General features: G+C 62.7%; 18 protein-coding genes. 11 read left to right on the top strand and 7 right to left on the bottom strand.

Features of this window, described 5'->3' with window-relative positions:
* Positions 1–23: 23 nt before the first annotated feature.
* On the bottom strand, positions 24–476 hold the full coding sequence (locus NVV93_RS05115) for a protein YgfX (RefSeq protein ID WP_258253367.1): 453 nt from the start codon (positions 474–476) through the stop codon (positions 24–26).
* Positions 460–714, bottom strand: coding sequence for a succinate dehydrogenase assembly factor 2 (locus NVV93_RS05110; RefSeq protein ID WP_258253366.1), 255 nt, complete (start codon positions 712–714; stop codon positions 460–462). The genes NVV93_RS05115 and NVV93_RS05110 overlap by 17 nt, the downstream gene beginning before the upstream one ends.
* A gap of 120 nt (positions 715–834) precedes the next feature.
* Between NVV93_RS05110 and NVV93_RS05105 the strand changes: the two genes are divergently transcribed.
* From NVV93_RS05105 to NVV93_RS05090, 4 genes are all read left to right on the top strand, one after another.
* Positions 835–1,776 (top strand): folate-binding protein YgfZ, encoded by a 942-nt coding sequence (locus tag NVV93_RS05105; protein WP_258253365.1) that lies wholly within the window; start codon positions 835–837, stop codon positions 1,774–1,776.
* Between the two features lie 39 nt (positions 1,777–1,815).
* Positions 1,816–2,652: an HDOD domain-containing protein gene (locus NVV93_RS05100; RefSeq protein WP_258253364.1), complete on the top strand. Its 837-nt coding sequence runs from the start codon at positions 1,816–1,818 to the stop codon at positions 2,650–2,652.
* Positions 2,653–2,876: 224 nt separating this feature from the next.
* A complete protein-coding gene (locus tag NVV93_RS05095) occupies positions 2,877–3,245 on the top strand; it encodes a VOC family protein (protein WP_258253363.1) in 369 nt (122 codons plus the stop codon).
* An 83-nt stretch (positions 3,246–3,328) separates the two neighbouring features.
* Positions 3,329–4,177 carry a DUF6279 family lipoprotein gene (locus NVV93_RS05090; protein ID WP_258253362.1) on the top strand — a complete coding sequence of 283 codons (849 nt, stop codon included), beginning with the start codon at positions 3,329–3,331 and terminating at the stop codon, positions 4,175–4,177.
* On the opposite strand, the gene ung is transcribed toward NVV93_RS05090, so the two are convergent.
* Together ung and NVV93_RS05080 are read right to left on the bottom strand one after the other, a co-directional pair.
* Entirely contained in the window at positions 4,168–4,863 is a 696-nt protein-coding gene (gene ung / locus NVV93_RS05085) for a uracil-DNA glycosylase (protein WP_258253361.1), read from the bottom strand. The genes NVV93_RS05090 and ung overlap by 10 nt on opposite strands.
* Before the next feature lie 33 nt (positions 4,864–4,896).
* On the bottom strand, positions 4,897–5,532 hold the full coding sequence (locus tag NVV93_RS05080) for a hypothetical protein (protein ID WP_258253360.1): 636 nt from the start codon (positions 5,530–5,532) through the stop codon (positions 4,897–4,899).
* 103 nt (positions 5,533–5,635) lie between these two features.
* Between NVV93_RS05080 and NVV93_RS05075 the strand changes: the two genes are divergently transcribed.
* The 5 genes from NVV93_RS05075 (at position 5,636) to mmsB (ending at position 9,182) form a co-directional block, all read left to right on the top strand.
* Complete coding sequence (locus NVV93_RS05075) at positions 5,636–5,776, top strand: hypothetical protein (RefSeq protein WP_258253359.1); 141 nt, start codon at positions 5,636–5,638, stop codon at positions 5,774–5,776.
* On the top strand, positions 5,773–6,048 hold the full coding sequence (locus tag NVV93_RS05070; protein WP_258253358.1) for a PaaI family thioesterase: 276 nt from the start codon (positions 5,773–5,775) through the stop codon (positions 6,046–6,048). Before NVV93_RS05075 ends, NVV93_RS05070 begins: the two co-directional genes overlap by 4 nt.
* 148 nt (positions 6,049–6,196) lie before the next feature.
* Positions 6,197–7,015 carry an enoyl-CoA hydratase gene (locus tag NVV93_RS05065; RefSeq protein WP_258253357.1) on the top strand — a complete coding sequence of 273 codons (819 nt, stop codon included), beginning with the start codon at positions 6,197–6,199 and terminating at the stop codon, positions 7,013–7,015.
* A 91-nt stretch (positions 7,016–7,106) separates the two neighbouring features.
* Positions 7,107–8,210: an enoyl-CoA hydratase/isomerase family protein gene (locus tag NVV93_RS05060; protein ID WP_258253356.1), complete on the top strand. Its 1,104-nt coding sequence runs from the start codon at positions 7,107–7,109 to the stop codon at positions 8,208–8,210.
* Positions 8,211–8,267: 57 nt separating this feature from the next.
* Positions 8,268–9,182, top strand: a complete 915-nt coding sequence (gene mmsB, locus NVV93_RS05055) for a 3-hydroxyisobutyrate dehydrogenase (protein WP_258253355.1) — start codon at positions 8,268–8,270, stop codon at positions 9,180–9,182.
* A gap of 7 nt (positions 9,183–9,189) precedes the next feature.
* Here mmsB and NVV93_RS05050 read toward each other — a convergent pair whose 3' ends face one another.
* The 3 genes from NVV93_RS05050 to NVV93_RS05040 are packed head-to-tail and all read right to left on the bottom strand — an operon-like array spanning position 9,190 to position 14,084.
* Positions 9,190–10,524, bottom strand: coding sequence for an HlyD family type I secretion periplasmic adaptor subunit (locus tag NVV93_RS05050; RefSeq protein ID WP_375162924.1), 1,335 nt, complete (start codon positions 10,522–10,524; stop codon positions 9,190–9,192).
* 25 nt (positions 10,525–10,549) lie between these two features.
* Positions 10,550–12,706: a type I secretion system permease/ATPase gene (locus NVV93_RS05045; RefSeq protein ID WP_258253353.1), complete on the bottom strand. Its 2,157-nt coding sequence runs from the start codon at positions 12,704–12,706 to the stop codon at positions 10,550–10,552.
* 28 nt (positions 12,707–12,734) lie between these two features.
* On the bottom strand, positions 12,735–14,084 hold the full coding sequence (locus tag NVV93_RS05040; protein WP_258253352.1) for a TolC family outer membrane protein: 1,350 nt from the start codon (positions 14,082–14,084) through the stop codon (positions 12,735–12,737).
* Positions 14,085–14,397: 313 nt separating this feature from the next.
* Here NVV93_RS05040 and NVV93_RS05035 point away from each other — a divergent pair, with 313 nt between their 5' ends.
* Together NVV93_RS05035 and NVV93_RS05030 are read left to right on the top strand one after the other, a co-directional pair.
* On the top strand, positions 14,398–23,652 hold the full coding sequence (locus NVV93_RS05035; RefSeq protein ID WP_258253351.1) for a retention module-containing protein: 9,255 nt from the start codon (positions 14,398–14,400) through the stop codon (positions 23,650–23,652).
* Positions 23,653–23,761: 109 nt separating this feature from the next.
* On the top strand, positions 23,762–24,100 hold the full coding sequence (locus NVV93_RS05030; protein WP_258253350.1) for a tryptophan synthase subunit beta: 339 nt from the start codon (positions 23,762–23,764) through the stop codon (positions 24,098–24,100).
* Positions 24,101–24,156 lie beyond the last annotated feature (56 nt).

Genomic DNA, 24,156 nt, shown 5'->3' with positions numbered 1-24,156 from the left:
CTCGCGAGATCGTGAACAGGCTCTTAAACAGGACTGGCCCAGCGCCGCCGGCTGAACTTCAAGCGCACCCGCAAGCGCCGGTGCAGCTCAGCCGGCAACGCATCACGCGGGATACACAAAGCGCGTGTGCGCCGCTCGTCACGCAGGCGAAAGCGCAGCACCACCATCAGCGGCAAGGCCAGGCTGTCTGGACGCAACTGCACCGCGCGCCAGCCGTCTCTCGGAGTCCACAACTGCCAGCCCAAGGCATCATGCCGCAGGCCTCGGAAAGCGCCGCCGTCGGCGAGCAACACATGCCGCGGCAGCGTCCAGACGGCATGCCCGATACAGAGCAATAACCCGATCACTCTGCCAGCGAGCGGTATATCCGCCAGCAACAACGCGAACCAAGCCAATATCTGGGCGCATAGGTACGCCACCAACAAGCCACGAGACGCCTGCCAGCGGCATTCGAAGGTTTTACTTGGGTTGGACACGATCCAGAATCATGCGGACGATGCGGCGCAGATCGGCGTCTTCCGGCTCGCAGCGCTGCATGAACCAGCCGAACATGTCCTGATCCTCGCACTCCAAGAGCTTGCGGTAGCGCTCCTGATCTTCCGGATCGAGGTTCGAGTACACCTCTTTGACGAAGGGCACCAGCAGCACATCCAGTTCGAGCATGCCGCGGCGGCTGTGCCAAAAGAGTCGATTCAGTTCAGTATTGTCGGCCATTGGACGGCTCCTTGATTCAGGCCGGCAGTATAGCGGCGTCGCCCGCTTGCCGGCACCCGCTGACAAGCTACCGGGCTCGGCTCTATGATGACGCCCCTAACTTTCTTCCAGCGACTCCCGATGGCCGACTCCGCACTTTTCTGCACGCTTTCCCATGAGGGCGTTCTAGCCGTTCGCGGCCCCGACGCCAGCAAGTTCCTGCAGGGTCAATTGACCTGCAACCTCGACTACCTGAATGACGCCAACGCCGGACTTGGTGCTCGCTGCACCCCCAAGGGCCGCATGCTGTCGAGCTTTCGCATTCTCAGTACCGCGGACGGCTACCTGCTGGCCATGGCCAATGAGCTGCTGGAGCCCCAGCTCAGTGAGCTGAAAAAATACGCCGTGTTTTCCAAGGTCACGCTGGCCGACGAGAGCGCCCAATGGCAGCGCTTCGGCTTGCTCAATGCCGATCAAGCGCTCACTGCCTTAGGCCTGGAGCCGCCCTGCGAGGTCAGCCAGATCTCTCGCCATGATGGATTGATCGCCATCCGCCTGAACGCTGGCCACACCGAGCTATGGGCGCCGGTCAGCGCCGCTCAAGCCGTCAAGGATCAACTGAAAACAGTCGCAGCCGAAGCGCCCCTCAACGAATGGCTGCTCGGGCAAGTACGCGCCGGCATTGGCCAGGTGTTCGGCGCCACGCGCGAGCTGTTCATCCCGCAGATGATCAACTTGCAGGCGGTCGGCGGGGTTAGCTTCAAGAAAGGCTGTTACACCGGCCAGGAAATCGTCGCGCGCATGCAGTACCTGGGCAAACTCAAACGCCGCATGTATCGCCTGAGCCTGCCCAGTGGCGAGTTGCCGGCACTGGCCTGTGAACTGTTTTCCCCGGTGCACCGCTCGAGCGTCGGCGAAGTGGTGCTTGCCGCGCAGGCCGAGCAAGGCATCGAATTGCTCGCTGTGTTGCAGGAAGACGCCGCCAGCGATGGCCGCATCCATCTGGGCAGCGAAGATGGGCCACTGCTGAGTTTGCTCGAATTGCCTTACGTCCTGGATCGCGACCGTGAAATCCAGCGCTAACCATAACTACTCCAACTGCGCCATTTACCGAGACCCGACATGAGCAAACTTGCTGAGAAAGTCCAAGAGGAGCTGATCCAGGCCATCGACAACGATGAGTTGGTGCTGCCCACCCTGCCGGAAGTGGCCCTCAAGGTGCGCGAGGCAGCTGAAGACCCGGACGTCAGCATTGCCGCTTTGAGCAAGGTAATCGGCAACGATGCGGCCCTGACCGCGCGCATCATCAAGGTGGTGAACAGTCCGCTGCTACGCACCAGCCGCGAGATCACCGACTTGCAGATGGCAATCAGCCGCCTGGGTATCAACTACACCTGCAACCTGGCTACGGGCCTGGCCATGGAGCAGATGTTCCAGGCCACCTCCGATGTAGTCGATCGCAAAATGCGTGAAGTCTGGAACAAAAGCACGGAAATCGCCGGCATCTGCCATGTTCTGTGCAAAAGCTATACACGCCTGATGCCCGATCAGGCAACCCTCGCTGGCCTGGTGCATCAGATCGGTGTGCTGCCGATTCTCACCTATGCCGAAGAGAGCACCATGCTGCTGTCGGATTCGATCAGCCTCAATCACGTCATCGAACGTATCCATCCGATCATCGGTGAAAAAATTCTGCGCGCCTGGGACTTCCCGGAACAGATCGCCTGCATCCCCAACGAGCATCTGAATTTCAGCCGCAACTCGGCCAAGGTCGACTATGTCGACATCGTCCAAGTCGCCACACTGCAGAGCTACTTGGGCAGCGAGCATCCCTACACCCAGCTGGACTGGAGCACGATTCCGGCGTTCGCCAAACTGGGCCTCGATCCGAGCACGGACCTGCATGCCGACGAAGATCTGTCGGCAGCCATGGAAGCGGCGATGAGCATGCTTCAGTAGTCCACCTGCAGAAGTCGCCGGCGGCTGCGCTGGTGATTTCGCACGACCAACCTGCACTTTATCGAAGCGGCGCAACGTCGCTTCAGCCATCTCCTCTTGGCAATCAGCCATCCCCGGCATTCCGCCATCCGCACATCTCGACAGACGGTCAGGCTTCGCTCAAGCTCCGATCACCAGGGCGCGGCCAGCGCCTGGCGACCTCCCAACCGGACTGGAGCATTGCAATGATTGCGTACGTAACCCTTGGTACCCGCGACATGGAGAAAGCCAAGACTTTTTATGGCGAACTGCTCGCCTCGATGGGCGCCAAGTTGACGGTCGATATGGGCCGTCTCGCCCTGTATGGCCAGGAGCGCGGCAAGCCGATGTTCGGCATCTGCTCGCCTTATGACGGCCAGCCGGCACAAGCGGGCAACGGCACCATGGTCGCCTTGCCAGTGTCCACTACCGAAGAAGTCGATGCCTTGTACGCCCAGGCCCTGGCTCTCGGCGCCACCGACGAAGGCGCGCCAGGGCAACGCATGCCAACCTTCTACGGCGCTTATGTGCGTGACCTGGATGGCAACAAATTGGCTTTCTGCAAACTAGGCTGAGCCGCCCGCAACACCGCGACCGGGCGCGCCAAGGCGCCGGTCGCCACAGCCACGCGATCGCGGACCGTCAGGAAGGGATGTCCATGCCCAACATCCGTATCGCGCTGCCCCTGCTGCTCATCCTGGCGCTGACCAGCTGCAGTCGCCTGGACTTGGCCTACCGCAATCTCGACCGCCTGACGCTCTGGTGGCTCGACGACTACCTAGACCTCACCAGCACACAGAAACGCTGGCTGGAACCGCAGATTCAGGCCGATCTGCAATGGCATTGCCGCACCCAACTACCCGCCTATGTCGACTGGTTTGGCGAACAGCAACGCCTGCTCGCCCTAGGCCCGCTGCAGCCGGAGGAGATCGAAGCGCAATTTTCCGTGCTCAACCACGCCTCACGGGCCATCGCCGAACGCATCACCCCAAGCAGCGTCGAGTTGCTGCGCGGACTCAGCGCCGAGCAGATGGAAAACCTCGATCAGCGGCTCGAAAAAGACATTCAGAAACTCCACGAGGAATACCTCGAGCCGCCGGCGCAAAAGCAAATCGCCACCCGCGTCAAACGCATGGAGAAGCGCCTGCGCCCATGGTTCGGCAGCCTGAGTGATGCCCAACAAGCGCGTGTGCAGGAATGGGCCGCGCAGACCAATGCCACCACGCCGATCTGGATAGACAATCGCCAACGTTGGCGAGATGCCTTTATGGCAGCGGTAGACACCCGCGCCGCGAAGGATTTTCCGCAGCGCCTGAGCAACTTGATCCAGCAGCGCGACAGCCTGTGGACGCCGGCTTACCGCGAGTCATTCCCGGACATGCAGCGCAAGCTGGCCGAACTGCTCGCCGATCTGCTGAATGGCGCCAGCGACAGCCAGCGCGCCCATCTGCTTACGCGTCTCGGCGCGCTGCGCGACAAGATCCACAGCCTCGATTGTCAGGGCTGAGCGGGAAGGCGCCAGTCGATCGGAGCTAACCCCTGCTGGGCGAGGAATTTGTTGGTGCGACCGAAGTGGCCGTTGCCGATGAAACCGCGGTGCGCCGACAGCGGCGAGGGATGCGGTGAGCGCAGAATCAAATGCTTGGTCGGGTCGATCAAACGCTCCTTGCTTTGCGCATGCGCACCCCAGAGCAGAAACACCAGATGCTCGCGCTGCTGACTGACCAGCTCGATCACCCGATCGGTAAAGTGCTGCCAGCCGGCCTTGGCGTGTGAGGCGGCATTGGCCTGCTCGACCGTCAGCGAAGTGTTGAGCAACAACACACCCTGATCCGCCCAATGCTGCAAATAACCATGCGCCGGCGGATCGATATTCAAGTCGCGCTTGAGTTCCTTGTAGATGTTCTGCAACGACGGCGGCACCGCCACGCCCGGTTGCACGGAAAAACACAGGCCATGCGCCTGGCCGGGTCCGTGATACGGGTCTTGGCCGATGATGACGACCTTGACGTCATCCAGCGGCGTGGAATTCAGCGCGTTGAAGATCAGCGGTCCAGGCGGAAAGATCACCTTGCCGGCGGCTTTTTCGCGCTGCAAAAAGGCCCGTAACTCGTGCATATAGGGCTGCTCGAATTCCCCGCGCAGGGCTTCTTTCCAGCCTGGCTCGAGCTTGATGCGTTCGTCGGCGCTCATATCTGGCCCCCTGCGGAAAACGGAAACGGCACGCTAAGGAAGCCCCACCGGCAAGTCAAGCGCGGGCCGGCGCCGAGGCTCGGACAAGCGTGCCGCGATCCAGACCAGAACCGCCGCAGCCAGGGTCAGATGAAAGACATCAACCCGGGGCACGCCCAACCAGCCGCCCTGCGTACCGACCAGCAACCCAGCGGCCATGAACAACAGCGCGCCGGCAATCGCCCAAGCCCAGCGCGCCGAGCGTCCGGGATAGGCGATCGCCAGCAACGCCAGGACATTCCCGACCAGCACTATGGCAGCGGGAAGCAACAACAGCGCCGCGGCCGCGGCGGCGACCGGCAGATGCCACCAGCGGCTGCGCAACACACCGATGGCAATCAACAACAGGCTCAATCGCGACGACCACTGGCTGAGCGCGGTATGCGCGGTGTCGATGCCACTGGCCCCGGCGTACTTGAGCGCCCCGCACAGCGCCGCCGCACCCATAAGCGCGAAGCCGGCCGCGCGCCAGGTCTGCCCAGCGCGCAGGCTGCGGTACCACGCCCAAGCGCAAACGGCGCACAACAGCAGTTCAGCCCCCACATGCAACAGCAGACTCATGAGCGATCCTCGAAATACCGGCGAAAAAGCGCTGGCCGGCATGGTCGCCTGATCGAACAGGGTGAGCAAGCCACGCACCTGATGCATGGCTATCAGCTTGATCGATGCTGATTGTCCAGGCCTCGCGGGCGGCCAAGACTGCACATTCGCTCACCACGCTTGGAGCCTTGCCATGGACAGTCCGCGCCCGATCACCCGTGAGATGCTCGAACAAGCCTTGCAGCACTCGCCGTTCGCCCAGTTGATCGGCTTTCAACTGACCGGCTTCGAAGCAGGTCGCATCTGCCTGGAAGTGCTACCCGCCGCGAGTTGACCCAGCACCACGGCTACGTGCACGGCGCGGTGGTCGGCTTCATGATCGACAGCGCCTGCGCCTGGGCCGCCGCCTCGCTGGTCGGCGACGTGGTGACCTCGGAATACAAGGTCAACCTACTGGCGCCGGCGATCGGCGACAAGCTGATCTGCCGTGGCGAGGTGATCAAGGCCGGCCAGCGCCAGGTGGTGACCCGCGCCGATGTATTCGCGCTGCGTGATGGCCAGGAAAAGATCATCGCCACTGGTCTGGCGACCATCGTCCGGGTGTAAGCTCCGCCCTGCGTGCGGCCCCCGCAGCGTTACCGGCGGCGATAACGGCGCGGACTCAAGCCGGCCAGATTGACGGGCAGATGCGCGCCCAGGCGACGCCAACCTGCGTTAGGCTGTATTCCGACCCTATCGGAAAATGGAGCCCGGCATGAGCAACGCCGTCGAACCCTATCAACCCGGACTGTTCGATCTGACCCACAAGCTGACCGTCGAAAAACACGGGCACACCGCCCTGCTGACCATCAATAATCCGCCCGCCAACACCTGGGACCGCGACTCGCTGATCGGCCTGCGGCAACTGGTCGAGCATCTCAATCGCGATGACGATGTGTACGCCCTGGTGATTACGGGCCAAGGTAATAAATTCTTCAGTGCCGGCGCCGACCTTAAGCTGTTCGCCGATGGCGACAAGGCCCGCGCCCGAGAAATGGCCCGCCGCTTCGGCGAAGCCTTCGAAACCTTGCGCGATTTCCGCGGCGTGTCGATCGCCGCGATCAACGGCTATGCCATGGGCGGTGGCCTCGAATGCGCGCTGGCCTGCGACATCCGTATCGCCGAACGGCAGGCGCAGATGGCCCTGCCCGAAGCCAGCGTCGGCTTGCTGCCCTGCGCCGGCGGCACCCAGGCGTTACCGTGGCTGATCGGTGAAGGCTGGGCCAAACGGATGATCCTGTGCGGCGAGCGCATCGACGCGGAGACTGCCCTGCGCATCGGCCTGATCGAACAACTGGTCGACAGCGGCGAAGCGCGCGGCCACGCCCTGCTGCTCGCGGCCAAGGTCGCGCGACAAAGCCCGGTGGCGGTCCGCGCGATCAAGCCGCTGTTGCAGGGTGCCCGCGAACGGGAGCCGAACAGTTGGCTGGCTGAAGAGCGCGAACGCTTCGTCGATCTGTTCGATGCGGCCGACACGCGCGAAGGCGTCAACGCCTTCCTCGAGAAGCGCGACGCGCAGTGGCTCAACAAATAGCCAGCGACGAGACGGATGTCCCATGCGCCGCTGGCGCAACTAGACACGGCGGCTGGCCTGACCTGCCAGCCGTCTCACAATGGAAACCAGCATGAATGTGATTTTCGAAGAGTTGCCCTGTCAGCACGCCGCCCGTATCGGTATCGCCACGCTGGATGCCGAACCGAGCCTCAATGCGCTGTCGCTGCCGATGATCGAGGCACTGTCCAGCAAGCTGCGTGAATGGGCGGCGGACCCGGCCATCGTCTGCGTGCTGCTACGTGGCAACGGGCCGAAGGCCTTCTGTGCCGGCGGCGATGTGATCAAGCTGATCGAGGCGTGTCGCACCCATCCCGGTGAAGTGCCGCCGCTGGCGATGCGCTTCTTCGCCGATGAATACCGCCTCGACTATCTCATCCACACCTATCCCAAACCGCTGATCTGCTGGGCGCACGGCTATGTGATGGGCGGCGGCATGGGCTTGATGCAGGGCGCTGGCGTGCGCATCGTCACGCCCAGCACGCGCCTGGCGATGCCGGAAATCAACATCGGCCTGTACCCGGATGTCGGCGGCAGCTGGTTCCTCAGTCGCCTGCCGGGCAAGCTCGGCCTGTTTCTCGGTCTGACCGCCAGCCATGTCAACGCGCGCGACGCTCTGGATATGGATCTGGCCGACCGTTTCCTCACCGACGACCAGCAGGACGCGCTGATCGACGGCCTGCAACAGCTGAACTGGCAGGAACAATCGGCCCTGCAACTGAACAGCCTGCTGCAAGCGCTGGCCCACGAGGCCGAACAGGACATGCCCGAAGCCCAGTGGGCACCGCGCCGCGACTATATCGACCACGTACTGGACGTCGCCGACCTGCCTAGCGCCTGGCGCGCCATCACCGCCTTGAGTGACGACCAGGACCCGCTGCTGACCCGCGCCGCCAAGACGCTTGCGGCGGGTTGTCCGCTTACCGCGCATCTGGTCTGGGAGCAGATCCAGCGCGCCCGGCATCTCTCGCTGCGTGAGGTCTTCCAGCTGGAATACACCATGAGCCTGAACTGCTGCCGGCATCCGGAGTTTCCCGAAGGCGTGCGCGCGCGCCTGGTCGACAAGGACAACACGCCACACTGGCACTGGCCCGACGTGACGGCGATTCCCGAGGCGGTGATCAACGCGCATTTCCAGCCGACCTGGAGTGGTGCGCATCCACTGGCGAATTTATAAGGCGCCATCGCCGCCAGCTGCCGCTGGTCGCAGACGCTTGGCATCAGGAGCATGACCATGAACAAAATCGCTTTTATCGGTCTCGGCCACATGGGCCTGCCCATGGCCCGCAATCTGCTCAAGGCCGGCTTTGAGCTGAGCGTCTATGACCTGCTGCACAGCACCATGCAGGAACTGGTTGGCGAAGGCGCGCGCGCCGCCAACGACGCACGGGATGCCGTGCACCAGGCGAGCGTGGTGATCAGCATGCTGCCCGCCAGCCGTCATGTGGAGGCCTTGTACCTTGGCGACGACGGCCTGCTGGCTCACATCACCGCCGGCAGTCTGGTGCTCGAATGCTCGACCATCGCGCCGCAATCGGCGCAAGCCGTGCACCGCGCGGCGGCCGAGTTGGGTATCGAGCTGCTCGATGCGCCGGTCTCCGGTGGCACCGCCGGCGCCGCGGCAGGCACCCTGACCTTTATGGTCGGCGGTGAGGCGAGCACTTTGGCGAAAGCCCAGTCGCTGTTCCAGGCGATGGGCAAGAACATCTTCCATGCCGGTCCAGCCGGCAGCGGCCAGTTGGCCAAGGTGTGCAATAACCAATTGCTCGCCGTGCAGATGATCGGCACCGCCGAGGCCATGGCGCTGGGCGTGGCCAATGGGCTGGACGCGCGCACGCTGGCGGAAATCATGCGCCAGAGCTCGGGCGGTAACTGGGTGCTGGAGCGCTACAACCCCTGGCCCGGAGTCATGGAAAACGCCCCGGCCTCGCATGCTTACTCGGGCGGCTTTATGGCCGAGCTGATGGCCAAGGACCTGGGCCTGGCCCAGGAAACCGCGCAGGCCAGCGGCAACAGCACGCCGATGGGCGCCCTGGCCTTGCAGCTTTACCGGCTGCTGCTCCGCCAAGGCCATGGCCAGGAGGATTTCTCGGTGATTCAGCGGTTGTTCGGCGAACCGCGCCCGAGCGAGCCAGACGACAGTCCGTAAACCCGTCTCAACGCTCGTGCAAGGCCTCGGCGCGGGCGCGGATGATCGGCTTGAGCAGGTAGCTGAGGATGCTTTTCTTGCCGGTCATGATATCTACCGAGGCAATCATCCCCGGGATGATCAGCAGCGGTTGTTCTTCGCTGCCCAGGTGGCTTTTCTGGGTCCGCAGCTTGATCAGATAGAAGCTGTTGCCCTCGTCATCGGTGATGGTGTCGGCACCGATCTGTTCCAGGTCCGCTGCCAGCCCGCCGTAGATGGTGTAGTCATAGGCGGTGAACTTGACCATCGCCTTCTGCCCGGGATGCAGGAACGCAATGTCCTGCGGGCGAATGCGCGCTTCGACCAACAAGGTGTCGTCCAGCGGCACGATCTCGACCAAATCGCTACCCGGCTGAATCACTCCGCCGATGGTGTTGACCAGCAATTGCTTGACGATGCCGCGCACCGGCGAAGTGACCAGGGTGCGGTTGACCCGATCCTCCAGCGCCTTGCCGGTGGCTTCGGCCTTGCTCAGGTCGGTGCGCGCTTCGTTGAGCTGGCCCAACGCCTCGCTGCGAAAGCGCCCGCGAGTCTCGTCGATCTTGCGCTGGACTTCCTTGATCGCCGACTCGGCGCGCGGAATCGCCAGGCCGGTGGCATCCAACTGGCCACGACTCTCGACCTCGGCGCGCTTCAGGCGCAGGACTTCGACCGGCGAAATCGCTCCCTCGGCGACCAGTGGCTCGGAGATGGCGATCTCCTGGCGGAGTAATTTCAGGCTGTTGCGGAACTGCTCCTGCTTGGAGGCGAACTCGCGCAACTCCTGCTGACGCTGCACCAGTTGCTCTTGCAGGCCGGCGACTTCGTCGTGGAGTTGCTGACGGCGGCTGACAAACAGCGCCTGTTCGCTGGCCGCCTGACTGGGTGCGGAGCGAATGACCTGCTCGGAAATTTGCAGATCACGGTCCTCGACTTCGGCGCTCAGACGTTCGACGCGCAAGAACATCGCCAGACGGTCCGCCTCGGTTTCCCCGACATTGGACTCAAAGCGCGTGGCATCCAGGCGTAACAGCGGCGCGCCGATCTCGACTACTTGTCCTTCGCGGACGAACAGTTCGGAAACGATGCCGCCTTCGAGGTTCTGAATTTTCTGCAGCTTGGACGACGGAATCGCCTTGCCTTCGCCGCGCGTCACCTCGTCGATCACCGCGAAATGCGCCCAGCCGACCAGGAATACGCCAAAGCCGATCAAGCCCCAGATGGTCAACCGCACGATCCGCGGGGCGTCCTCGACCAGTGCCTTGCCGACTTCCGGCAAGGGTTGTCCAGAGACCGCGTCGCCACCCCGAAAATAACTGCGGATGCCCTGACGGAGGGCGCCGAATGCTTTAGGCAACACTGATCTGCCCTCTTTTCAACGCTTCCATCACGGCCGCTTTCGGGCCGTCGGCGATTATCTGGCCCTTGTCGATGATGATCATCCGATCCACCAGCGAGAGCATCGAGGCCCGGTGGGTCACCAGCAGCACGGTCTTGTTGGCGATCACCGCTTCCAGGCGTTGTTTGAGGCGTTCTTCGCCGGTGTTGTCCATGCCGCTGGTAGGTTCATCGAGCAGCAGGATCGGCGGATCGAGCAATAGCGCACGGGCCATGGCGACGTTCTGCCGCTGTCCGCCGGAAAGCTGCTGACCGCGCTCGCCAACCTGCATTTCGTAGCCCTGCGGATGATGCCGAACGAATTCGTGCACCCCCGCCAACTCGGCGGCCTGCAGCACCTGCTCGTCTTCGACGTAGCGCGCTCCGCTCACCAGGTTGTCGCGCAGGGTGCCGCTGAGCAACTGGATGTCCTGCGGCACATAACCGATGTTGTAGCGCAGCTCGCTGATGTCCAGCTGACGCATATCGACGCCATCGACCAGCAGGCTGCCCTCGTTGGGCTGATACAGACCGACAATCAGCTTGGCCAGCGAGCTCTTGCCCGAGCCGCTGCGGCCGATGATGCCGACGCGCTCACCGGGGCGGATCACCAGGTTGACGTTGCGCAGCGCCAGGGTCTGCTGATTGGGATAGGTGAAATCCAGCTGACGCATCTCGATCGCGCCCTGCATGGTGCGCCGCGCCAGTGGCCGATCGCCCTGCTGGCGCTCCTGCGGCAAGGTCATCATCTGGTCGACCGAATGCATGGTCAGGCGCGCCTGCTGATACCGCACGATCAACCCGGACAGCTGATTCAGCGGCCCCAGCGCGCGACCGTTGAGCATGTAGCAGGCGATCAGCCCGCCCATGCTCAGTTCGCCGGCGATGATCAGATAGACGCCGGCAACGATGATCGCTACCCCGGCGAACTGCTGGATGAATTGGGTGATGTTCAGCGCCAGGCTGGAGAGCATCTTGACCCGCAGTTCGAGGCGGCTGAGGGTGCCAATGGTTTGCTCCCACTGGTACTGGCGTTCGCTTTCGGCGTTGTTGACCTTGACCGCGTCGAGCCCCGCCAGGGTTTCGATCAAGCTCGACTGCCGTTCGGCGGCCAGGGCCATGGTGCGGTTCATGGTCTCGGCCAGCGGCTTCTGCAGCAGCCAGCCAATTCCTGCGGCCAGCGGGAAGGCCAGCAGCGGGATCCACACCAGCGGCCCGCCGAGCAGGCCGATAACCAGAATGATCAGCAGGGTGAACGGCAAGTCGATCACGCTGGCCAGCGTCAACGAGGCGAGGAAATCGCGCAGAGTCTGAAATTCGTGGATGTTCTGCGCAAAGCTGCCCACGCGGGCCGGACGAAACTTCATCGCCATGCCGACGATGCGTTCGAACAGCGTCGCGGAAATGATCAGGTCGGTCTTCTTGCCCGCCAAGTCCAGACATAGACCGCGCAAGGTCTTGAGCAGCAAGTCGAACAGATAGGCACCGGAGATACCGATGGCCAGCACCCAGAGGGTCGCGGCGGCCTGGTTGGGCACCACGCGGTCGTAAACATTCATCACAAACAACGGCGCGCCCAGACCGATCAGGTTGATCAGCAGACTCGCCGCGACGGCGTCAATGTACAGCCAGCGCGAACGCTTGAGGGTGTCGCGAAACCAGGACTGCGCACGCGGGATCATGCCGCCCTGATCGAGATCGTATTGATGCTGCGGCTGAGCAAAGAACGCCTGGCCGCTGTAATCCTCGGCAAGCAGCTCCCGCGTAACGCGCACTTCGCCGCCATCGCTTTCGCTGAGCAGCAAACGTGCTTCGCCCTTCTCGCTCCAGCCCAACAACACAGCACTGCGCCCTTCGCGCAGGAGCAGCATGGCCGGCAGAGCGATCAGCGGAATCCGCTCCAGCCGACGCGCCAACACGCGCCCCTGCAACCCTGCCCGCACTGCTGCGCGAGGCAGCAGTTCGGCGCTCAGGCGCTGTTCGGGAAGCGGCAAACCGCTGGTGAGCATGGCTCGACTGGCAGCTTTTTGATGCAGCTGACAAAGCTGCAACAGGCTGTCGAGCAGCGGATCATCGAGCTGGCCGCGTGGATCACGGCCGAGGGTTGGACGACTGACTTCTGAATCCACGCGTTGGCTCTCTGGATAAATGAATGACTCAGTTCAGGCTTGGCAGCGCGGCCTCAGGCTTGAGGTCGTTCTGCACCACCGACGCCATCGGCGCCACGACACCCTGGCTTTTCAGCAGCTCGCCGAGGGTCGCTTTGATCCGATACTGAGTGAACAGCTCGGTGTATCGCACATCGAGCAGGCGCCGCGACGCGGTGAACAGCTCGTTCTCGCTGTCCAGCAGGTCGAGCAGACTGCGCTCGCCGATGCTGAATTGCTTCTGGTACGACTGACGCACCCGGGTACTGTAATCCACATACTGCTGCGCGATCGGCAACTGCTCGCGGGCATTGGACAGAGCATTCCAAGCCAGCCCGAGGTCTTCGTTCAGCTGACGCAGGGCGTTGTTGCGAATGTCCAGCGCCTCACTGGCTTCATACGACTTGGATTCCAGGTCGGCCTTGTGGCTACCGCCAGCGAACAGGTTGTAGCGCATGCGCAACATCGCCTGCCATTCGTTGGAGTGGCCTTCGTCACCATCGATGTCGTTATCGGCACCGCGCGACAATTCTGCATCGAAGCGCGGATAGAAGAACGATTTAGCCGCTTCGTACTGCTTCTCGGCGGCGGCCACATCGGATTCGGCAGAACGCAGCACCGGGCTGTTGGCGACCAGTTGCTGGCGCGCATCGGCCAGGTTGGCCGGCAACGAGCCCGGCAGACCGCTCGGCTCGCTCAGCTCGACCGGATCGCTGCCGACCACGCTGAAATAGTTGGTGCGCGCATCGGCCAGATTGGTCTGCTCGGTGATCAGGTTGTTGCGGGCTTGAGCCAGACGCGCCTCGGCTTGGTCCTGATCGGCCAGACGTCCGACACCACGAGTGCTGCGCAGGCTGATCTGATCGTAGATACGCTCATGACTACCCAGGTTTTCCTCGGCCAGACGCACCATCTCTTGGCGCTTGAGAACATCCAGGTAGACCAGCGCAACATCCAGCGCGGTCCGTTCGGAACGATCGAGCAGCGCATAAGCGCGCGAATTGACGACGGCCTGGCGACGCCCGACTTCGCTGGAAGTGGCGAAACCATCGAACACCATCTGCCGCAATTGCAGCGACGACTCGCCACGATTCAGCGTCTCCCAGTGATCGCCCCGGGCACGCGTGCTCGGCGTATCGCTACCTTCGCGACCGTAGCCGCCGAGCAAGTCGATGCTCGGCAGGTAGCCACCCTTGGCCGCCTTGAGCTGATAGTCCGCGGACAACCGGCTGTTGATCGCGGCCTGGACTTCAGGGTGGGCGGTCAAGGCTTGTTGCATGGAGTCCTGAAGGGTCTGCGCCTGGATAGACAAGCTGACCAACAGAGAAAGCGGCAATACGGGGAGAAAACGCAGGCACATCGTCTGAGCGTCCTTTTATGAGATGGCGGCGAGAAACGTGGAGAGGCATTCACTCCTGACGTCGCACAAGGGCGCCGCCGACTACTGAGAAGGAGGAAATGATGGCACTGCCGCAACCCCCATTCAGAGCCTGCAATATCAGTGTGACATCAATAGGTGAATTGTTTAGGATTAGACCCAATCGGTCAATAGTTTGGCTTTTTTAATCAAAAAGGAAATTAAGCCAATTTATTGACGCCAAGAAAAACATCGCTGAGCTGCCTACACAGCCGTGCAGGCAGTAATCCAGGAACAGCACCAGCAGGAGTCGCTCATGAGCAGTGTCATTGCCGTCGTCAAAAGCATCGTTGGCCAAGTCTATGCCCGTACCGCGGAAGGCGCGCAGCGCCTGCTCATCGAGGGTGATCGCATTTATGCCGGTGAAATCATCGAAACCGGCGCCGCCAGCATGGCGACGCTGCAACTGACCGACGGCCGCCTGCTGGACCTGGGACGCGACTCGCAATGGAGCAGCGCCGAGCTGCAAACTCCGCAAAGTGAGGCGGCCACCGACTCATCGCCAAGCGTCGAAGACCTGCAACAAGCCATCGCGGCCGGCGTCGACCCGACGCAAGCCTTTGAAGAAACCGCCGCCGGCCCTTCCGGTTCGTCGGGCCCTTCCGGCCCTGCGGGCGGCGGCCGTAGCTTTGTCCTGCTCAACGAAACAGCCGCGCAAGTGAATGCGCAGGTCGGTTTCCAGACGCAGGGGCAGGCTCTCAAAGGTTCGACCACCCCGGATATTTCGGATGCACCACTCAATCTCGCGCCCGAATTCAGTGACACCGACGGCACCCTGCTGGTCGGCGAATGGAACCTGGTTACTGCCGAAGACACGCCACTCGATGGCCGCTTCGCGATCCGCGATCCCAATGGCGATTTGTATGATTTGAAGCTCACCCAAGGCCCGAGCAACGGCATGTTGACGCTGACGGCCGACGGCACCTGGCAGTACACCCCCGGCGCGAATTACCACGGCGCCGACAGCTTCACCGTACTGGTGACCGATAGCCGCGGCGCCTCCACTCCGCTGACCGTGCAGCTGGATATTACGTCAGCCAACGATGCGCCAGTGGCCAGCGACTCCGACAGCGCCACCTCCGAGGATGCCGTGGTTCTGCAGGGCACCCTGAGCGCCACCGATGTCGATAGTCCGGAAGTGCTTACTTTTGCCACCGTCGGTGCAGTTCCAGCCGGCTTCAATCTCGGCTCGAACGGCGAGTGGACCCTCGATCCAGGCGATAAGGCCTACCAGTCGCTCAAGCACGGCGAAGAGCTGGTTCTGACCATCGCTTACCAAGTAACCGACAGCGGCAACCTGAGAGACACCGGCACTCTGACCATCACCGTGACCGGCACCAACGACACACCGATCGCCAGCGACGCCAGCAGCGATGTTCTTGAAGACGCGTCACTTATTGGCCAGCTGAGCACTACCGATGTCGATCACGACGCCCAACTCACCTACTCCGTTGCTGCACAGGGTGTACCGGCCGGCTTCAAGCTACAGCCTGACGGTTCGTGGACCTTCGATGCCAGCCATGCCACCTATCAGAACCTGGGCGCCGGCCAGACCCTCGAACTGGTCATTCACTACACCGCCACCGACGAACACAGCATCACCGACACAGGTACCCTAACCATCACGGTTACCGGCACCAACGATGCCCCGATCGCCACTGGCAGCTACACCGCCACCGTCACCGACACCGACGTCCTCGACAGCTTCGCCGACATCACCGGGCAGTTGCAGGCCAGCGACGTCGACGACACCCAGCTGTCCTGGAGCGGTAGCGCCATTGGCACCTATGGCGAGCTCACCGTCAACGCCGACGGCTCCTACGTCTACGTGGTCGATGCGGCAGCGGTCAACGCGCTGCCAGCCGGCGCCACGCCGAGCGAAACCTTTACCGTCACCGTCCGCGACCCCTTGGGCGCATCGGATACCCGTGACATCACCATCAACGTCAACGGCGCTAACGACACCGCCACAATCAGCGGCGTTGCGGCCGGCGCAGTGACCGAGGAAACCACGCTAACCGCCACCGGCATTCTGACCGTCACCGATATCGACAGCCCGGCCGCCTTCAACGCGGCCAGCGTCAGTGGCAGCTACGGCGATTTCAGCATCAATTCCGCCGGGGCATGGACCTATGCCCTGCGCAATAGCGACGCCAATGTTCAGGCTCTCAAAAGCTCCGAGAATCCTGTCGAGAGCTTCACCGTCTCCAGTGCCGACAGTACCGCCCATACCGTTACGGTCACCGTCAACGGTGCCAACGAAGCGCCCACGGCGATCGTGACTGCCGCCAGCGGCGCGGAGGACAACGCCATCCCCGTCACCCTCAGCGGCGGTGATGTAGATGGCACGCTCGCCAACTTCACCCTTACCGCCTTGCCGGACAATGGCACGCTGTACTTCAACGGCACTGCGTTGGCACTGGGCGCAAGCGTTCCGGCCAGCGCCGGCAGCGCCACGCTAAGTTTCGTGCCCACTGCCAACTGGAATGGCAGCACGTCACTGAGCTTCACCGCTACCGACAACGAAGGGGCAACCTCCAGCGCGGTCAACCAGTCGATCACCGTCACAGCGGTCAACGATGCCCCGACTGCCCACGACGATGCATTCGCCGGCGGCAGCCTGTCGGTAAGCGGCGCAATCGTCAGTGCCGGCGGTGGTGCAGTCAGCGTCGACCATTGGCAGATCCAGCATAACGGCGGGCGCTTCGTCGCTGACGTGCTGACCGAAATGCCGAAGATCATCAACAACTCCATCTACTCGCCCACCTTTGTCGACGTGAACGGCGATGGCGTGCGTGTGGGCTTCGACTCGCACATCTACTTGCTCGATCAGCACGGCAACGTCCTGTTCAGCAACGATGACAGTACAGTGCCGGGTGGTGACGGCTCGGTAAGCGACCGCGACTCCTTCCTCGATATCGCCAGCCTGCCAGCCGGCAACTACACGCTGGTGATCAGCGCCTGGGACCTCACTCCGGGCGAGTTGGCTAGCGGAGTCAACCTCCCCAACCATACTGGCTACATCACCGGTCCTTATCAGATCACCCTGCAGGACACCGTGGGTGTCATCACCAGCCCAACCGGGCAAATGATCCTGCCGGCGCGCGAAGACGCACCAGTAACTATCGCCGCCAATAGACTTCTGGCCAACGATACGGACATCGATGGCGGCACCCTGTCGATCGCCACCGTACAAAATGCCCAACACGGCAGCGTGGCACTGGTGAATGGCAATGTGGTGTTCACTCCGGCGTCGAACTACCACGGCCCGGCCAGCTTCACTTACACCGTTAGCGATGGTCGCGGTGGTTTCGATACCGCGACAGTCAACTTCGTGATCCAACCGGTTTCCGACCCGACCCTGACCACGCCCGATGTAGACAGCGGCCTGGAAGATGACGGCGTCATCGGCGGTAACCTGTTGGAGAACGATAGCGACGTGGATGCAGCGCTCTCGGTCAGCCAGTTCAGCGTCAACGGCACCAACTATGTCATCGCCGCCGGCGCCAGCCAGACTGTGGTGCTGGCCAATGTTGGCAGCCTGACGATTGCCAGCAACGGCGACTACAGCTTCACGCCTGCCGCCAACTACAACGGCAACGTGCCGGTCGTGACTTACACCGCCACCGACGGCAGCAGCAGCGCTACCAGCACGCTGACGCTCAGCGTCACTTCGGTCAACGACGCGCCGGCCGCCTTCTCCGCCAGCACCAGCACCGGTGAAAACACCGCGCTGAACAGCAACGTCCCGATTGCCACCGACATCGACGGCACGATCGCCAGCTACCACCTGGTCACTGACTTGAGCAACGGCAACGGCAGTCTGACCTTCAACAGCGACGGCACCTACACCTTCAACCCAGGCAGCGACTTCGACGACCTGGCAGAAGGCGCCAGCCGCGACGTGAGCTTCACCTACACCGCCATCGACGACAGCGGCGAAGCCAGCGCTCCGGCGACCATCACCATCAAGGTGACCGGCACCAACGACGCGCCGCTGGCGACCGCTACCAGCTCCACAGCAGTGGAAGATGGGGAGACTGTGAACGGCCAACTGCTGGCCAGCGACGCCGATGACGGCGCCGTCCTGAGCTTTGCCCTGAACCAGGCTGCACCCGCCGGTTTCAGCCTGAGCCCGGATGGCAGCTGGACCTTCGACCCAAGCGTTGCGGCCTACCAGGCCCTGGCTAAAGACGAAACCCAAGTCATCAACATTCCCTTCACCGTCACCGACGATAAGAGTGCGAGCAGCACCAGCAGCCTGAGCCTGACCGTCACCGGCACCAATGACACACCGATTGCCGCACCCAGCAGCGCCAGCGCAGTCGAAGACGGAGTGTTCCTCCCAGGCCCGGTCGCCAACGCCACCGATGGCTCGGCCATCGTGATCACCGTAGTCACCACCGACCCGAACCAGAGCTTCGCTTTCAACTGGCAGTTCGGCACTTCGGACTACCTGCCGTTCAACGACTTCGCCTTCATCCAGATCAATGGCCTGCCGGTGCAGACCCTCAGCAGCGTGTCGGCCGTCGGCGATAAAGGGAGCTCCGGGCTACAGGCCTTCAGCCACGTGTTCGCGACCCCGGGCACCTACCAGATTGTCATCGGTGTATCCGACGCCAACGACACTAACTTCGACTCGAGCCTGGCGCTGAGCAACCTGCCCTCCGCCCTGATCAGCTCGATCACCCCGGTGGGCAGCGCGTCCAACGCCAATAGCATCTGGAACCTGAGCAGCAACGGCGCCAACAATGGTGCCCTGAGCAACCTGCTGACGCCGGTAACCCAGGTGTCCGGGCAGTTGCAGGCCAGCGACATCGACCACAACCCCACGCTGACCTTTAGTCTCAACAACACGGCGCCGGCTGGCTTCAGTCTGAACTCGAACGGCAACTGGACCTTCGACTCCAGCGATGCGGCCTACCAGTCGCTGGCCCAAGGCCAGACGCAGGTCATCCAGATTCCGTTCACCGTCACCGACGAACACGGCGCGACCAGCAGCAGTACGCTAACCCTCACGGTAACCGGCACCAACGACGCCGCCGTACTCAGCAGCGCCGTGGTGAATCTGACCGAAACCAACGTCCCGCTGAGCACCAGCGGCCAGCTGACCATCAGCGACGTCGACAGCCCTGCCGTCTTCCAGCAGAGCAATCTCGCTGGCACGCACGGCAGTTTCTCGATCGATGCGACGGGCGCCTGGACCTACACCACCAACTCCGCCCTCAACCCCCTGAGTGCAAATCAGTTGGTCACCGAGAACTTCACCGTGCTCGCCGCCGATGGCACATCGACGACCGTGCAGGTGAACATCACCGGCACCAACGACGCCGCCGTACTCAGCAGCGCCGTGGTGAATCTGACCGAAACCAACGTCCCCCTGAGCACCAGCGGCCAGCTGACCATCAGCGACGTCGACAGCCCTGCCGTCTTCCAGCAGAGCAATCTCGCCGGCACGCACGGCAGCTTCTCGATCGATGCGACGGGCGCCTGGACCTACACCACCAACTCCGCCCTCAACTCCCTGAGTGCAAATCAGTTGGTCACTGAGAACTTCACCGTGCTCGCCGCCGATGGCACATCGACGACCGTGCAGGTGAACATCACCGGCACCAACGACGCCGCCGTACTCAGCAGCGCCGTGGTGAATCTGACCGAAACCAACGTCCCGCTGAGCACCAGCGGCCAGCTGACCATCAGCGACGTCGACAGCCCTGCCGTCTTCCAGCAGAGCAATCTCGCCGGCACGCACGGCAGCTTCTCGATCGACGCGACGGGCGCCTGGACCTACACCACCAACTCCGCCCTCAACCCCCTGAGTGCAAATCAGTTGGTCACCGAGAACTTCACCGTGCTCGCCGCCGATGGCACATCGACGACCGTGCAGGTGAACATCACCGGCACCAACGACGCCGCCGTACTCAGCAGCGCCGTGGTGAATCTGACCGAAACCAACGTCCCGCTGAGCACCAGCGGCCAGCTGACCATCAGCGACGTCGACAGCCCTGCCGTCTTCCAGCAGAGCAATCTCGCTGGCACGCACGGCAGTTTCTCGATCGATGCGACGGGCGCCTGGACCTACACCACCAACACCGCCCTCAATGCCCTGAGCGCAGACGAAACGGTCAGCGAGAACTTTACTGTGCTCGCCGCCGATGGCACATCGACAACCGTCCAGGTGAACATCACTGGCACCAACGATGCCCCTATCGCCGTCAATGACAGTCTCACCGCCACCGAAGACACCCAGGTAACTTTCAGCGCCGCGCAATTGCTCGGCAATGACACCGATGTCGACGGCCCGGCCTTGACCATCGCCAGCGTCACCAGCGGTACGGGTGGCACCGCCGTGCTGAATATCGACGGCACCGTCACGTTCACGCCGAACGCCAACTACAACGGGACGGCGACTTTCACCTACACCACCACCGACGGCACCCTGACCTCCGCACCGGCCACGGCGAGCATCACCGTCACCCCGGTGAACGATCCACCGGTGGCCAACAATGACAGCGGCCTCAGTGGCTTGAAAGGCGAGTACTTCGCCTACCGCGAAGGGAGCGATGGCGGCAACCTGACCAACCTCGGTGACGTCACCGCGTTCATCAGCAGCCATGCAGCGAACGCGACATTCGTCGCCACTAACCTGAACTATGGCCACATCTCCGATGGCGTTGGCCTGGCTGGCGAACAGAAACTTCAGCAGTTCCTCAAGGGGGACGCGGGCTCGCTGTCCAGTGACCCGGTCAACAGCTCCGACGCGATCATCAAGCTGAGCGGTTATGTAACCCTGGCGGCAGGTACCTATCAGTTCCGGGTCACCGCCGACGATGGCTTCTCTATTCGCATCGACGGTGCCACGGTTGCCGAGTACAACGGCAATCAAGGCCCAACTGCGCGTGAGCTGCCAACGTTCAACATCGCTCTGAGCGGCGCGCACCAGATTGAAATCATCTACTGGGACCAAGGCGGCGAAGCGCAGTTGCAAATCGAGCTGCGCGACCAGGGCGGCACTTATACGGTCCTCGGCGAAGACAAGCTGAGCCAGCTAAACCCTGCCCTGGTTACCAATGAAGACCAGGCCCTGACCATCAATCCAAACGTCCTCCTCGCCAACGATACGGACATCGATGGCGACAGCCTGTCGATCATTGCTGTGCAAAACGCCCAGCATGGCAGCGTGGCGCTGGTGAATGGCAATGTGGTGTTCACCCCGGCATCGAACTACAGCGGTCCCGCCAGCTTCACCTACACCATCGCCGACCCGTCCGGCGCCACCAGCACCGCGCAGGTCAGCCTGCAGGTCACCGCGGTCAACGATGCACCGCGGGTGACCCCGGTGGCACTCACCGGCGGCAACGAAGACGCCGGCAGCGTGACCTTCACCAAAGAGCAGCTACTGCAGGGCTCCAGCGATGTCGAGGGCGACAGCCTGAGCTTGTCGAACCTGCAGTTGGTCGCTGGCAACGGCACGCTGAGTGTCAATGGTGCCGGCACCACCTGGACCTTCACCCCCGCCGGGGACTGGAACGGCAGCGTGAGCCTGTCCTTCGACGTCAGCGATGGCAAGGGTGGTGTCACCAGCAACACCGCATCGTTCACCGTCGCGGCGGTGGCCGACATCGGCGCCGACGGCTTCTCGATCGTCGAAGACACCACGACCCAAATCGACGTACTCGGTAACGACAACTTCGAGAACGCCGGGCGCTATATCAGCGCCATCAACGGAACTGCGATTACGAACGGCGGCAGTGTCGCGGTCGAACACGGCACAGTGACGATGTCCGGCGGCAAGCTTTCGTTCAGCCCCGACGCCAACTACAACGGCCCGGCGAGCTTCAGCTATTCGGTGACCTCCAATGGTGCCGTGGAAACCGCTACCGTCTCGCTCAACGTCACCCCGGTCAATGACGCCAAGCTACCGACCCTGTCGGTCAGCCCGGTCGGCCAATGGACCTTTGACGAGAACAACGGCGCCACCACCACGAACGCTACCACCGGCCAGACCGGCACGCTGCGTGACGACAGTAACAGCGGCGGCAGTACTCTTCCGTCGTTCGGCACCGCTACGCGCGAGACGACCTCTGGCGCCACCGCGGAAGGCGCTGGCCACTACATCACCTTCAACGACAACGGCGACCGCATCGACCTGAACAGCGGTGCTACCCAGGCCCTGCTGGGCAGTGCGACCATGACGTTCTGGCTGAAGACCAGCCAGGAGGGTTCGGGCGACGGCGACGGCGATTCCTGGGACCAACCGAGCATCATCGGTAGCGAGCAGGTCGGTGACGGCAACGACATCCAATGGGGTGTCATCAACGAGGACGGGGAAATCGGCTTCGGGCTGGGGAACGTCGACGGCGTGTACAGCAAGACCGAGATCAACGACAACCAGTGGCACAGCGTGGCGATCAGCCGCAATGCCAGCACCGGCCTGGTGAGCGTCTACGTCGACGGCAAGCTGGAAGCCACTGGTAGCCCGAGCGATAGCGATTTCACCGGCAAGCTGAACCAGCTGACATCGATCGGTGTCACCAACAAGTTCACCGGCGACGGCACCAGTGAAGCCGACACCCGCTATTTCAAAGGCTCGTTGGATGACCTGCGCATCTACGATCACGTGCTGAGCGCCGACCAGATCCAGGCGATCCATTCGGTCGAGAACGGCTTCCAGGACAGCGCCATCGCCAACGATGGCGGGCCGCTGAGGATCGCCCTGTCCGGCCAGGACTACACCGACCTAAGCGTCAGTGGCCTGGCCAAGGACATGGTGATCAGCGACGGCAACGGCCACAGCATCGTATCCTCCGGCATCGATCAGGTGATCAACCTAGGCGGCTGGTCGACCAGCACGTTAATGCTCAGCAATACCGGCACGGCCTCGGGCACTCTTGCCTTTACCGCAAGCAACACGGTAGGCGGCGACACACGCGACACCACCGAGTACCTGACCCTGGCCAATGGCACTTCCAAACTGGTGGATGGTGGCTCCGGCAACGACACGCTCACCGGCTCTGCCGCCGCCGACCTACTCCGTGGCGGCAATGGCAGGGACACCCTGTCCGGCGGTGGCGGCGAGGATCGTCTGGAGGGCGGCGACGGCAAGGACACACTGCTCGGTGGCGACGACAACGACATCCTCTTCGGCGGGGCCGGTGACGATACGTTGACCGGTGGCGCTGGCGCCGACCTGTTCATCTGGAAAGCCGGCAACACCGGGCACGACACGATCACTGACTTCAATGCCAGTGAGGGCGATCGTATCGACCTGCGCGACCTGCTGCCGGACAACGCCGCCGGCGATATCCTCAGCTATCTCAAGGTAGAACCTGCCTCAACCTCAGGCGGCCTGGCGACCTTGCAGGTGAGCAGCAGCGGCCAGGTCAACGATTCGGGTAAAGTCGATGCGAGCATCAGTCTCGACCTCAGCCACTATTCGGGCAGTGCTGCCGACATAGTGAATTCGCTGGTGGCCGGCGCCAACCCGCACGTCAAGGTCGATCACACCTGACCGGCGTGATGCGCCTGCAAACGCCAAGGCGATTGCAGGCGCATCCGCTGCGTGGCACTTTCACGGCAACGCCCACCCTAGCGTGGGCTCACCTAATGAGGAGTTCGCAATGCTCTATGTCCAGCGCGATGCGCAAGGCCAGCTGCTTCGCGTGGAGGCAGCCAGCTTCGAGGGCATGACCGGAACCCTGCCGGCGGACGATCAGGACGTGCAGGCATGGTTCGCCAATCAGCAGCTGGAAAGCGGTTTGCTGCAACTCAAGCAGAGCGACCTGGACATGATCCGCGTGCTCGACGACCTGATCTCGCTGCTGATGAGCAAGGGCGTGATCCGCATTACCGATCTGCCCCCAGCGGCGCAGGCCAAGCTGATGACGCGTAACCAGGCGCGTGAAGCGCTGGGTGGGCTGAGTCGACTAATCAACGAAGACGAAACCGGACTGATCTGACGGCGCCCGCCGCAAGCAGGCCGTTTTTAACGCCGTATCGGCAACGCAGGTAATTT

The sequence above is a fragment of the Pseudomonas sp. LS44 genome, from assembly GCF_024730785.1.
In the GTDB taxonomy this organism is placed as follows: Bacteria; Pseudomonadota; Gammaproteobacteria; order Pseudomonadales; family Pseudomonadaceae; genus Aquipseudomonas.
The sequence above is the reverse complement of the archived record's forward strand: the minus strand, read 5'-3'. Positions and strand labels throughout refer to the sequence as shown.